The organism is Actinopolyspora sp. BKK2, assembly GCF_011291845.1.
Lineage (GTDB): Bacteria > Actinomycetota > Actinomycetes > Mycobacteriales > Pseudonocardiaceae > Actinopolyspora > Actinopolyspora saharensis.
This window is the reverse complement of the sequence record NZ_JAANTE010000003.1, coordinates 562,956-575,393: the sequence shown is the minus strand read 5'-3', so window position 1 is coordinate 575,393 and position 12,438 is coordinate 562,956. Positions and strand designations below refer to the sequence as shown.

Sequence of the window (12,438 nt, the reverse complement as noted above, 5' to 3'; positions counted from 1 at the left end):
GGTCGGTGGAGTTGATCAAGGCGGTAGCTAGGGTCATGGTCCGTGACCAGGAGCCCGTTGAATGAGATTGTGGAACCAGGCTGGGCCGAAGCGCTCGCGCCGGTGGAGGACCAGATAGCCACCATGGGTGACTTTCTGCGTTCGGAAGTCGCCGAGGGACGCGAGTACTTGCCTGCTGGAGAGCACGTGCTGCGCGCGTTTCAGCAGCCGTTCGAGGACGTGCGGGTGCTCATAGTCGGCCAGGATCCGTACCCCACGCCGGGACACCCCGTCGGGTTGAGTTTCTCGGTGGCTCCGGACGTCGACCCTGTTCCGCGGAGTTTGACCAACATCTTCCGGGAGTACAGCGACGACCTCGGGCTTCCGCAACCGTCGAACGGTGATCTGACCCCGTGGGCCGAGCGCGGGGTGCTGCTGCTGAACCGCGTGCTCACGGTGCAGCCGGGCAAATCGGCCTCGCACCGCGGCAAGGGCTGGGAAGTGATCACGGACCAGGCCATCAGGGCGCTGGCCCAGCGCTCCCAGCCCATGGTGGCGATCCTGTGGGGGAGGGACGCTCGGAGTCTGCGTCAGTTGATGCCCGGGGTGGGATGCGTCGAATCGCCCCACCCGAGTCCGATGTCGGCGGATCGCGGCTTCTTCGGCTCGCGCCCCTTCAGCAAGACGAACGAGATGCTGCGCGAGCGAGGTGCGGAACCGATCGACTGGAAACTGCCCTGACCGGCCGGTCGGCCGACGACATCACCGGGGACGAGCTCCACGCGGCGGCTCGCCCCGGTTCTTCTCTTCCGCGCACCCGGTGGTGCGGGACGGTCCCCTCGAACACGAGCGCTCGGCCGGGTGGTCCCGGCCGAGCGCTCGTGGGGTCACGGGGACCCGTCGGCTGGTAGGGCCGACTCAGCCACGTGCGACCTTGCCCGCCTTCAGGCAGGAGGTGCACACATTCAGCCGCTTGCGCTGGGTCGCGCTGACCTTGGCGCGCACGGTCTGGATGTTCGGATTCCACCGGCGCTTGGTACGCCGATGCGAGTGCGAGACAGCCATACCGAAACCCGGTCCCTTGTTGCAGACGTCGCAGACGGCAGCCACGTCAGACACCCCTAACTTCGCTCGAATGTCCACCCCGCGCCGCCCGGCGCGGGCCATGCTCGTGCGGTGACAGCGCTGAGAGGCCACGCGGCGACCCCACGTTGGTGAAGCCGTCCACCCAGGGGTGACTGCGTGCCTGTGCACCGCTCTTCCGGCGGCACCCACCGACCCGGCGAATCGGTACACGACCTCCGGGAACCGCCTCAGTCTAACCCACCGAGTGTGACAGGCCGCGCTCACCTCGGGTGCCGCTCCCGCGCGGGACCTGTCGGGGGCGGGGACTATTCTCGACGGCACTCGCGGCGAGGCGGCCGAGTCATTGGAGGAACCGTGCTGCATGCGCTGGACGGATCCGCCGTACGCAGGTGGGGCGAGGTGTCCGTGCTCGCGTTGACAGCGAACCGCGCGGCGATCGACCGCATCAACGTGTACCCCGTCGCGGACAACGACACCGGCACGAACCTGCTGCAGACCACGCGTTCCGCGCTGGAGGCGGCCGACCGGGTGCGCGCGGCGGAACCGCACGTCGTGCTGAACGCGCTCTCCGAGGGGGCGCTGCACGGTGCCGCGGGCAATTCGGGGCTGCTGCTGTCCCAACTGCTGCGCGGCATGGCCCAGTACGCGGGCACCCGGTGCGCGGGCGCGCAGCAGCGCATGACCGGACGGCACTTCGGGGGCGCGCTGGAACGCGGGTGCGAGCTGGCCGCGGGCGCGGTCGCCGAACCGGCCGAGGGGACCATGCTCACGGTTCTGCGGGCGGCGGCCCGTGCCTGCCGCGAGCGGGAGGAGCTCGCCGACGCCGTGCACGCCGCCACGCTCGCGGCCGTGACGGCCCTGAGCGCGACCACGGCGCAGCGCCCCGAACTGACCTCGGCCGGTGTGGTGGATGCGGGTGGGCGCGGCGTGGTGTTGATACTGGACGCGCTGTACGCCGTGGTCTGCGACGGCCGGCGACTCGTCCCCGAGGTCCCGGAGGAGGCGGAAGCCGGGAGTGTGCCGTTCCCGCGGCACGACTCCGGCTACGCCTACGAGGTCATGTACCTGCTGTCGGCAGCGCCCTCCTCGGGCGCCCGCGAACTGCGGGAACGGCTGGTCGGCATCGGTGACTGCGTCTCGGTCGCGGATGCGGGCGAGGACGACCGGGAGGCGGCTGAGACCACCTGGGTGGTGCACGTGCACTGCGATGATGTCGGCGCCGCGATCGAGTCCGGGATCGAGGTGGGGCGGGTCCACGGGATCCGGGTCACCCGTTTCGCCGACCAGCTCGACGGGGGACGACGGGAACGGGAGGAGCTTCCGCAGCACGGGGCGGAGAGCTCCGTGCCCGCCCGTCGGGCGGTGCTCGCCCTCGCGGGGGGAACCGAACTCGCGGAGCTGTTCCACGCGGAGGGAGCCGGGGTCCTCACCGTCGACGGGACGGAACCTCCCGGTGCGCGGGAGATGCTGGAGGCCGTCCTGGGGACCGGTTGCCGGGAGGTGCTGTTGCTGCCCAACGACGAGCGACTCGTGGAGGAGGCCGACAACGCCGCTGCCGCCGCCGTCCGGGCCGGCATCGACGCCGTGGTGATCCCGACCGCCGCTCCCGTGCAGGGGCTGGCCGCCTTGGCCGTGCACGACCCGACGAGGCGCACCGCGGAGGACACGGTCGCCCTCGCGGAGGCGGCCGCGGCGACGCGGCGCGGTGAGCTGGTCGTGGCTTCGGAGGAGGCGCTCACGTGGGTCGGGCGCTGCCGTGGCGGTGATGTGCTGGGGATGCTCGACGGCGAGGTGGTGCTGATCGGCAGTGACCGCGTGAAAGCCGCTCGCGAGCTCGTCGACCGCATGCTCGCGGCCGGTGGTGAGTTGGTGACGGCGCTCGTGCCGAAGCACGCCCCGGCTGCGTTGTCCGAGAGCCTGGCCGAGCACCTGCGGCGCACTCATCCCGAGGTGGAGCTGGCCTGCTATTCCTGCGGGGACTCGGCCACCGAGCTGATGCTGGGCGTGGAGTGACCCGTTCGTGTGAGTCACGTGCCCGGCACCTACCCGGAACGGGACGGTCGGAGGGGTCGGATAACTTGACCCCGAGCCTTTCGACCACCGGTGTGCCCGCGGTCCGGTGGGGGACGCCCCCTCCGGGGCGGGAGGCGGTGGACAACGGCGGTGCGGAGGGCTCGCCCGATGTCGACGAACAGCGACCACACCGCCGTGGCGCGACTGGTGAAGCGATGACCGGCTGGGACAGCGAACTCGACCGAGTGCTCGGGGCCAAGACGGCCAAGGCGCTCAACGGCGCATTCGGCATGACCACAGCAGGCGACCTGCTGCGGCACTACCCGCGGCGCTACGCCGAGCGCGGTGAGCTCACCCCGATCGGCGGACTGGAGATCGGCGAGCACGCCACGGTGCTCGCCCGCGTGGAGCGCGTGAGCAAGCGCAAGATGCGTTCGCGGAAGGGCACGATCCTGCAGGCGCGCATCACCGACGGAACGCGCTCCATGTCCTGCACGTTCTTCAACCAGGCCTGGCGCGAGCGCGAGCTGCTGCCCGGGCGGAGGGGGATGTTCGCGGGCAAGGTGACCGCTTACCGCAGCGAGCTGCAACTGGCGCACCCCGAGTACCAGCTGTTCACCGAGGAGGATTCCGACGAACAGGGCGCCGCGCGCGAGTTCGCCAGCGCGCTCATCCCGGTTTACCCGGCTTCCCAGGGGGTGCCCTCGTGGTCGCTGGCCCGTTGCGTCGATCAGGTTCTGAGCGGCTGGGACGGGGTGGTAGACCCGCTGCCCGAGTCGCTGCGCGAGCGGATCGGCGTGCTCGGGCTGGACGCGGCGTTGCGCCGCATCCACCAGCCGGAGGACCTCGCCCAGGTGGAACAGGCCAAGTACCGGCTGAAGTGGGACGAGGCCCTGGGGGTGCAGTTGTCGCTGGCGCAGTCGCGGGAGCAGCGCGGCGCGCGCCCGGCCCCGGCCTGCCCGCCCAGGCAGGACGGTCTGGCCGCGGCCTTCGAGGCCGAGCTGCCCTTCACGCTGACGGCGGGACAGCTCGAGGTGGGGGAGCGGATCGCGGAGGACCTGGCCCACGAGCATCCGATGAACCGACTGGTGCAGGGCGAGGTCGGTTCGGGCAAGACCGTGGTCGCGCTCCGGGCGATGTTGCAGGTGATCGACTCGGGCAGGCAGGCGGCGATGCTCGCTCCCACCGAGGTGCTGGCGGCGCAGCACGCGCGGTCGCTGCGGGAACTGCTGGGGGAGTTCTCCGGGGCCGGTGAACTGGGGGCCTCCGACCGGGCGACGAAGGTCACCCTGCTGACCGGATCGCTTTCCGCGGCGCAGCGCAAACAGGCCCTGCTGGACGCGGCCTCCGGTTCCGCGGGCATCGTCGTCGGTACGCACGCCCTGATCCAGGACGGGGTCTCGTTCGCGGACCTCGGGATGGTGGTGGTGGACGAGCAGCACAGGTTCGGCGTCGAGCAGCGGGACGCGCTGCGCGTTCGCGCCGGGGAGCGAAGCTGTCCACATCTGCTGGTGATGACGGCCACTCCCATACCGCGCACGGTGGCCATGACGGTTTTCGGGGATCTGCGCACCTCCGCGCTGCGCGAGCTGCCCAACGGGCGCTCCCCGATCGGCACCACGGTGGTGCCCACCGCGGAGAAGCCGAGCTGGCTGGAACGGGCCTGGCAGCGCGTTCGCGAGGAGGTCGAGGCGGGGCACCAGGTCTACGTCGTCTGCTCGAGAGTGGGCGACGAGTCGGGCTCGGGCGCTCGGGAGACCACGAGCGGGGAGGACGGCGAGCAGCGGTCCCCGGTGACGGTTCTGGAGCTCGCCGAGGAGCTGGGGGCGGGCCCCCTCGAGGGGCTCCGTCTCGGCGTGCTGCACGGCAGGCTCGCCTCCGAGGACAAGGACTCGGTCATGCGCAGCTTCGCCGCGGGCGAGATCGACGTGCTGGTCGCCACGACCGTCGTGGAGGTCGGGGTGGACGTCCCCAACGCCACGATGATGGTGATCATGGACGCGGACCGCTTCGGCACGAGTCAGCTGCACCAGCTGCGGGGCAGGGTCGGACGTGGCGCCTCCCCGGGGCTGTGTTTGCTGGTCAGCGAGGCCGTGTCGCAGACACCGGCGCGGAACCGGCTCGAAGCGGTCGCCTCCACCACGGACGGTTTCGAGCTTGCTCGGCTCGACCTGCAGCAACGCAGGGAGGGGGACGTGCTCGGGGCGGCGCAGTCCGGGAAGAAGTCCACGCTGCGCGTGCTGTCCCTGGTGCACGACGAGGAGCTGATCGCCGAGGCGAGGGCTGAGGCCGAGGAGTTCGTTCGGCAGGATCCCGAACTGAGCTCGCATCCGGGTCTGGCCGCGATGGTCGCCGAGCTGGTGGCCGAGGAACGGGCCGAGTTCCTGGAGAAGGCCTGATCGAGCCTTTCCCGGATTGTGGGAAAACTTTTGCGCATGTTGGGAAGTGGCGCCTAGCTTCCCGAGCATGGGACGAGACGAGGCGGTGTACGCGCAGGGGCACGCGGAGAGCGTGGTGCGCTCGCAGTACTGGCGTTCGGTGGACAACTCGGCGGCTTATCTGGCGCCCCACCTGCGGCCGGGTCTCGAAGTGCTCGACGTCGGGTGCGGACCGGGAACGATCACCGTCGACCTGGCGCGGCGCGTCAGCCCCGGTTCGGTCACCGGAGTGGACCCGGCCGAGTCGGCGCTGCGGCGGGCGAGGGCCACCGCCGCCGAATCCGGGGTGCACAACGTCGTCCTCTCCCGGGGGGACGTCTTCGAACTGCGGGCGGAAGCGGACTCCTTCGACGTCACGCACGCCCACCAGGTGCTGCTGCACCTGCCCGATCCGGTGGCCGCGCTGCGCGAGATGCTGCGCGTGACCCGCCCCGGTGGAATCGTCGCCGTGCGCGACACCGACTACGCGGCCGCGACGTGGTGGCCCGCGGATCCCAGGCTGGAGCGGTGGTTGGAGATCTACCGCGCGGTCGCGCGGGCGAGCGGGGGCGAACCCGACGCCGGACGGCGGCTGTTGGCGTGGGCGCACGAGGCCGGAGCCGCGCAGGTGACCCCGAGCGCCTCGGTGTGGTGCCACGCGACTCCCGAGGAGCGCGCCTGGTGGGGCGAGATGTGGGCCGAGCGCATCACGGACTCGCGGATCGCCGAGCAGGCGGTCGGCGGTGGGCACGCCACTGCGGGGGAACTGGGTGAGATCGCCGAGGCCTGGCGGGAGTGGTCCCGGAATCCGGACGGTTGGCTCGTGCTGCTGCACGGCGAGGTGCTGTGCCGTGTGTGACACTGCTCATGTGCGCCGGAGGTGAGCTCGGCGGCACCCCTCCGCCGGGCGGAACGAGCTCCGACAGATCGTCGAAAAAAATCGACTGAACCCCACTTTTGTGAATTTTTGTATTATTTCTTTTGGTCGATCCTTGTCGCGAACCTTCGAACCACCAGGTCATCCACGCCTCATTGGGTGATCATGAGTTCCATCACGCGGGAGGTGCTCCCGGAGAGGAGAATTTTCGGGGTAGTGTTCACAGGCGATCCGACACCTGCCCCAGGAGGTAGCCGGCATGTTCCGCAAGGTCCTCGTCGCCAACCGCGGCGAGATCGCGATCCGCGCGTTCCGCGCCGGATACGAACTCGGCGCGAAAACCGTCGCCGTGTTCCCCCACGAGGATCGCAACTCACTGCACCGGCTAAAGGCGGACGAGTCCTACGAGATCGGCGAACCGGGGCACCCGGTCCGCGCCTACCTGTCCGTCGAGGAAATCATTCGGGCGGCCAGAACGGCCGGTGCCGACGCGATCTACCCCGGGTACGGCTTTCTCTCCGAGAACCCCGATCTCGCCGAGGCGTGCCAGCAGGCGGGCATCACGTTCATCGGCCCCTCGCACGAGATCCTCCAGCTCACCGGGAACAAGGCCAGCGCCGTCCAGGCCGCCCGCTCCGCGGGAGTGCCGGTGCTGGAGTCCTCGGCTCCGTCCAGCGACATCGACGAGCTGTTGGCGACCGCGGCGGAGATGACCTTCCCCGTGTTCGTCAAGGCCGTGGCCGGGGGAGGCGGCCGCGGTATGCGCAGGGTCAACGAGCTCGAATCGCTGCGCGAGGCCCTCGAGGCGGCGATGCGCGAGGCGGAGTCGGCCTTCGGCGACCCCACGGTCTTCCTGGAACAGGCCGTGGTCAATCCGCGCCACATCGAGGTGCAGATCCTCGCGGACTCGACGGGCAACGTCGTGCACCTCTACGAGCGCGACTGCTCGCTGCAGCGCAGGCACCAGAAGGTCATCGAGATCGCCCCGGCCCCGAGCCTGGACTCGGAGCTGCGCGAGCGGATCTGCGCCGACGCCGTCGCGTTCGCCGAGCAGATCGGCTACGCCAACGCGGGGACGGTGGAGTTCCTCGTCGACGAGAACGGCAACCACGTCTTCATCGAGATGAACCCGCGCATCCAGGTGGAGCACACGGTCACCGAGGAGGTCACCGACGCCGACCTGGTCCAGTCCCAGGTGCGCATCGCGGCGGGGGAGACGCTCGGCGAGCTCGGCATGTCCCAGGACAACATCGGGCTGCGCGGTGCCGCTCTGCAGTGCCGCATCACCACCGAGGACCCGGCCAACGGTTTCCGGCCGGACACCGGGATGATCAGCGCCTACCGCTCTCCCGGGGGCGCGGGGGTCCGGCTGGACGGGGGCACCTCCTTCGCCGGGACCAGCGTCAGCGCCCACTTCGACTCGATGCTGGTCAAGCTCACCTGCCGCGGACGTGACTTCGGGACGGCCGTGGCGCGGGCACGGCGTGCCGTGGCCGAGTTCCGCATTCGAGGGGTCGCCACGAACATCCCCTTCCTGCAGGCCGTGCTCGACGATCCCGACTTCGGCGCGGGAAGGATCACCACCTCCTTCATCGACGAGCGCCCGCAGCTGCTGACGGCGCGGCACTCGGCCGACCGGGGGACCCGGCTGCTGAGCTACCTCGCCGACGTGACCGTCAACCGCCCCTACGGGGAGCGCCCCGCGACGCCCGAGCCGCGGGCGAAGCTGCCCTCCACCGATCTCAGCACCCCGCCACCGGCCGGATCCAAGGACAGGTTGGACCGGCTGGGTCCGGAAGGGTTCGCGAGCTGGTTGCGCGAGTCCGATGCGGTCGGAGTGACCGAGACCACCTTCCGGGACGCGCACCAGTCCCTGCTGGCTACCAGGGTGCGCACCAAGGACCTCACCGCGGTCGCGCCGCACGTGGCCCGCACCACTCCGGAGATGCTGTCCCTGGAGTGCTGGGGCGGGGCGACCTACGACGTGGCGCTGCGCTTCCTGGCCGAGGACCCGTGGGAGCGGCTGGCCGCGCTCCGGGCCGCCGTGCCGAACATCTGCCTGCAGATGCTGCTGCGCGGACGCAACACCGTCGGCTACACCCCCTATCCCACCGAGGTGACCGAGCACTTCGTCGCTGAGGCCACCGACACCGGCATCGACATCTTCCGCATCTTCGACGCGCTCAACGACGTCGAGCAGATGCGTCCGGCCATCGAGGCCGTCCGGAACACCGGCCGTTCGGTGGCCGAAGTGGCGCTCTGCTACACGGGTGATCTGTCCGATCCGAACGAGCAGGTGTACACGCTGGACTACTACCTGCGCCTGGCGGAACGGATCGTCGACGCGGGGGCGCACGTGCTGGCCATCAAGGACATGGCCGGGTTGCTGCGGCCACCGGCCGCCGAGCGGCTCGTCTCCGCCCTGCGGAGCGAGTTCGACCTGCCCGTGCACCTGCACACCCACGACACCCCCGGCGGGCAGCTGGCGACCTACCACGCCGCGATCGGGGCCGGAGTGGACGCCGTGGACGGGGCCTCCGCCTCACTGGCCGGAACCACCTCGCAGCCCGCGCTCTCCTCGATCGTCGCGGCCACCGATCACACCGAGCGGGAGACCGGGCTCGACCTGGACTCCGTCTGCGCCCTGGAGCCCTACTGGGAGTCGGTCCGCAAGATCTACAAGCCCTTCGAGGCGGGGCTCGCGGCTCCCACCGGGCGGGTCTACCGGCACGAGATCCCGGGGGGACAGCTGTCCAACCTGCGAACCCAGGCCGTGGCTCTCGGACTCGGCGAGAAGTTCGAGGAGATCGAGGCGATGTACGCCGCGGCGGACCGGATGCTGGGACGGTTGGTCAAGGTGACCCCCTCCTCGAAGGTGGTCGGTGACCTCGCGCTGCACCTGGTCGGTGCGGGCGTGGACCCGGCCGAGTTCGAGGCCGAGCCGCACAAGTTCGACATCCCGGACTCGGTCATCGGCTTCCTGCAGGGCGAGCTCGGTGATCCGCCTGCAGGCTGGCCGGAGCCGTTCCGCACTCGCGCGTTGCAGGGACGTTCCGCGGGAAGGCAGCTGGTCGACCTCTCCGAGGAGGACCGCAAGGGGCTGGTCACGGAGCGGCGCGCCACGTTGAACCGCCTGCTGTTCGCCAAACCGACCAAGGACTTCGCCGAGCACCGCCACGCCTACGGCGACACCTCGCTGCTGAGCAGCAAGGACTTCTTCTACGGGCTGCGCCCCGGCGAGGAGTACGCGGTGGACCTGGATCAGGGCGTTCGGTTGCTGATCGGGCTGGAGGCCATCAGCGAGGCCGACGAACGCGGCGTACGCACCGTCATGGCCGTGCTGAACGGTCAGATGCGTCCGATCCAGGTGCGGGACAGGTCGGTGGCCTCCGAGCTGCCCGTCGCGGAGAAGGCCGAGCGCACGAACCCGGATCACGTGGCGGCCCCCTTCTCCGGGGTGGTCACGCTGTCCGCCTCCGAGGGCGAATCGGTCGAGAGCGGACAGACGGTCGCCACGATCGAGGCGATGAAGATGGAGGCCGCGATCACCGCGCAGCGGAGTGGGACGGTCAAGCGCGTGGCGATCGGCTCGGTCCAGCAGGTCGAGGGCGGTGACCTGATCATCGAGATCGGCTGAACGGGTCCTTCTCGAACGGCTCCGCGCGGGGGCCGGGCGGTCGGTGCGGGAACCGCAGCCCGGCTTCCGCGCGCGGCCTTCCCCTCCCGGGGTGCTGCGGGCCGGTCGGAAGCGCGTACACCGGCCCATTCCCACCCTCCGCGTTCGCGGTGCGCCCGAATGGGCGAGGATGGAGCGGTGACCAGAATCGTTGCGGGAAGTGCCGGTGGGCGTCGGATCGAGGTTCCGCAGCGCGGGACGAGGCCGGTCACCGAACGGGTGCGGGAGGCCTTGTTCAGCGCGCTCGAGGCGATGACCGAGCTGTCCGGCATGCGTGTGCTGGACCTGTTCTCCGGGTCCGGTGGGTTCGGCTTCGAAGCCCTCTCGCGGGGGGCCGCGCACACCACGTTCGTCGAATCGGACCGGAAGGCCGCCGCGGTGCTGCGGCGCAACGCCGCGGGGCTGGGGTTCGAGTCCCTCGACGTACGCCAGGCTCAGGTGCGCTCGGTGCTGTCCGGTGCGCCACGTGAACCCTATGACCTGGTTTTCGCCGACCCGCCCTTCGCGATGGATCCGGCCGAGCTGGACGAGTGCTGGACGGCGCTGGTGCTCAACCAGTGGTTGAGCGCGGACGCGCTGGTCGTGGTCGAGCGGTTCTGGAACACCCCGGCCCCGGAGTGGCCGCGGGGACTGGAGCCGCTGCGGAGCAAGCGGTACGGCGATGCGGCCGTGTACTGGGCCGAGCGCGTCGTGGGGCAGTGAGCCGCGACGTCCGCGCGGGCGGTGGGCGCTGCTCGGCGGGCGCGGTGAATCACACCACCTCGACCTGAGTTCTTCCGGAGGATGCTGCTAAGTTGCCGCTCATGAGGCGTGCCGTTTGTCCAGGCTCTTATGATCCGGTCACCAATGGCCATTTGGACATAATCGAGCGAGCTGCCGGTCTGTTCGACGAGGTGACCGTCGCCGTCCTCGTGAACAAGAGCAAGAAGAGCCTGTTCGACGTCGACGAGCGAATCGAGATGCTGCGCGAGGTCAGCAAGCCGTGGCCCAACGTGGTCGTGGATTCCTGGCACGGCCTGCTGGTGGACTACTGCAAGGCGAACGGCATCGGCGCCATCGTCAAGGGACTGCGTGCCGTCAGCGACTTCGACTACGAGTTGCAGATGGCTCAGATGAACCAGCGGCTCTCGGGAGTCGAGACGCTTTTCATGTCGACCAACCCGCTGTACAGCTTCCTGGCCAGCTCCCTGGTCAAGGAGGTGGCCACCTACGGCGGCGACGTCTCCAATCTGCTTCCGCCCCAGATCGAGCGGCGCTTGCTGGACCGGTTGGCCGAAACGGGCGAGTGAGTCCCCACTTCGCGCCGTCGCGCGGCGATGCGCGGCGAAGAGGTGCGGGCGGAGTCCGGGAGAGTCAGTCCAGGTGCATCTTCATGCCCACGTGCGTGGCGCTGAACCCGAGTCGCTCGTAGAAGCGGTGCGCGTCTTCGCGGCCGCTGTCGGAGGTCAGCTGGAGCTGCCCGGCACCGCGCTGCCGTGCCGCGGAGATCGCCCATTCGCACATGCGCTTGCCGACTCCCAGGCCGCGCAGGTCCGAACGCACCCGAACCGCCTCGAGCTGGGCCCGTTTGGTGCCGAGGTGGGACAGGCCCGCGAGCAGACTCAGCTGCAGGGTTCCGACGATCTCCCCGGCTCGCTCCGCGACGATCAGCAGCTGGTTCGGATCGGCGTCGATCTCGGCGAACGCCGCGCGGTAGGCGGGGTCGCCCGGCTGCTCCCTGCCCCTGCCCAGCTCGTCGTCGGCGAGCAGGGAGACCACCGCGTCCACGTCCCGCGACGTCGCGCGGCGGAAACTCACTTCCTCGTCCACATCGTCCATCGGAGGAGCAGTGTAGTCGGGCGGTGAGCGGAGCGGTTCCCGTTGCCTCGGTGTGGAACCGCTCGCCACCGGAGTTTAACGAGAACGCTATCCCGGGGCCATGTGCCGAATTTAACGTGAAGCTCATGCGCAAACACACTGCGAATGCTCCGAGGGTGTTGCTGGCGGGACTGTTCGCCGTGCTGGGGCTGCTGGTGCCCGCCACGGTCGCCTCGGCGGAGCCCGCCCCGGCGCACTCGGCGGGGAGCTCGGCTGCCGTGTCCGCCGCGTGCGGCAACACCTCCGGTTTCGAACAGGTCGCACTGTCCGATCTTCCCCCCGAGGCGACCGACACCGTGCGGTTGATCCAGCAGGGAGGCCCCTATCCGTATCCGGAGGACGGCGGGGTCTTCCACAACTGGGAGGGGATTCTGCCCGACTGCCCTGAGGGCTACTACCACGAGTACACCGTCGACACTCCCGGCGTCGATCACAGGGGCGCCCGGCGCTTCGTGGTCGGTTCCGAGGGCGAGTACTTCTACACCGACGACCATTACGAGAGCTTCCGGCTGACCGACATCAACTCCTGAGCG

Annotated in this window: 10 protein-coding genes; 8 read left to right on the top strand and 2 right to left on the bottom strand. The window is 70.0% G+C overall.

The features are described 5' to 3' along the window. Positions 1-42: 42 nt before the first annotated feature. Positions 43-720: a uracil-DNA glycosylase gene (locus tag G9Q41_RS09435; protein ID WP_092523049.1), complete on the top strand. Its 678-nt coding sequence runs from the start codon at positions 43-45 to the stop codon at positions 718-720. A 177-nt stretch (positions 721-897) separates the two neighbouring features. Here G9Q41_RS09435 and rpmB read toward each other — a convergent pair whose 3' ends face one another. Continuing rightward, positions 898-1,089 (bottom strand): 50S ribosomal protein L28, encoded by a 192-nt coding sequence (rpmB, locus tag G9Q41_RS09430; RefSeq protein ID WP_092523047.1) that lies wholly within the window; start codon positions 1,087-1,089, stop codon positions 898-900. Between the two features lie 330 nt (positions 1,090-1,419). Between rpmB and G9Q41_RS09425 the strand changes: the two genes are divergently transcribed. The 6 genes from G9Q41_RS09425 to coaD all read left to right on the top strand — a co-directional run bounded on the left by G9Q41_RS09425 (position 1,420) and on the right by coaD (position 11,337). After that, entirely contained in the window at positions 1,420-3,078 is a 1,659-nt protein-coding gene (locus tag G9Q41_RS09425) for a DAK2 domain-containing protein (RefSeq protein WP_165632397.1), read from the top strand. 215 nt (positions 3,079-3,293) lie between these two features. Then, a complete protein-coding gene (recG, locus tag G9Q41_RS09420; protein WP_165632396.1) occupies positions 3,294-5,477 on the top strand; it encodes an ATP-dependent DNA helicase RecG in 2,184 nt (727 codons plus the stop codon). Between the two features lie 67 nt (positions 5,478-5,544). Further along, positions 5,545-6,354, top strand: coding sequence for a methyltransferase domain-containing protein (locus tag G9Q41_RS09415; protein WP_165632395.1), 810 nt, complete (start codon positions 5,545-5,547; stop codon positions 6,352-6,354). 277 nt (positions 6,355-6,631) lie between these two features. Then, a complete protein-coding gene (locus tag G9Q41_RS09410) occupies positions 6,632-10,009 on the top strand; it encodes a pyruvate carboxylase (RefSeq protein WP_165632394.1) in 3,378 nt (1,125 codons plus the stop codon). A gap of 177 nt (positions 10,010-10,186) precedes the next feature. After that, positions 10,187-10,750, top strand: a complete 564-nt coding sequence (rsmD, locus tag G9Q41_RS09405) for a 16S rRNA (guanine(966)-N(2))-methyltransferase RsmD (RefSeq protein WP_092523034.1) — start codon at positions 10,187-10,189, stop codon at positions 10,748-10,750. 101 nt (positions 10,751-10,851) lie between these two features. Next, complete coding sequence (coaD, locus tag G9Q41_RS09400) at positions 10,852-11,337, top strand: pantetheine-phosphate adenylyltransferase (protein WP_092523032.1); 486 nt, start codon at positions 10,852-10,854, stop codon at positions 11,335-11,337. Positions 11,338-11,401: 64 nt separating this feature from the next. Here the strand turns inward: coaD and G9Q41_RS09395 are convergent, their stop codons facing one another. Beyond that, positions 11,402-11,866 (bottom strand): GNAT family N-acetyltransferase, encoded by a 465-nt coding sequence (locus G9Q41_RS09395; protein ID WP_092523030.1) that lies wholly within the window; start codon positions 11,864-11,866, stop codon positions 11,402-11,404. Between the two features lie 125 nt (positions 11,867-11,991). Here G9Q41_RS09395 and G9Q41_RS09390 point away from each other — a divergent pair, with 125 nt between their 5' ends. Then, positions 11,992-12,435, top strand: a complete 444-nt coding sequence (locus G9Q41_RS09390) for a ribonuclease domain-containing protein (protein WP_165632393.1) — start codon at positions 11,992-11,994, stop codon at positions 12,433-12,435. Positions 12,436-12,438: the final 3 nt, after the last annotated feature.

Bases quoted from the DNA above. Each gene is read 5' to 3' on its own strand.
- recG (WP_165632396.1), top strand. From the start codon at position 3,294: ATGACCGGCTGGGACAGCGAACTCGACCGAGTGCTCGGGGCCAAGACG.
- G9Q41_RS09415 (WP_165632395.1), top strand. From the start codon at position 5,545: ATGGGACGAGACGAGGCGGTGTACGCGCAGGGGCACGCGGAGAGCGTG.
- G9Q41_RS09410 (WP_165632394.1), top strand. From the start codon at position 6,632: ATGTTCCGCAAGGTCCTCGTCGCCAACCGCGGCGAGATCGCGATCCGC.
- coaD (WP_092523032.1), top strand. From the start codon at position 10,852: ATGAGGCGTGCCGTTTGTCCAGGCTCTTATGATCCGGTCACCAATGGC.
- G9Q41_RS09395 (WP_092523030.1), bottom strand. From the start codon at position 11,866: ATGGACGATGTGGACGAGGAAGTGAGTTTCCGCCGCGCGACGTCGCGG.
- G9Q41_RS09390 (WP_165632393.1), top strand. From the start codon at position 11,992: ATGCGCAAACACACTGCGAATGCTCCGAGGGTGTTGCTGGCGGGACTG.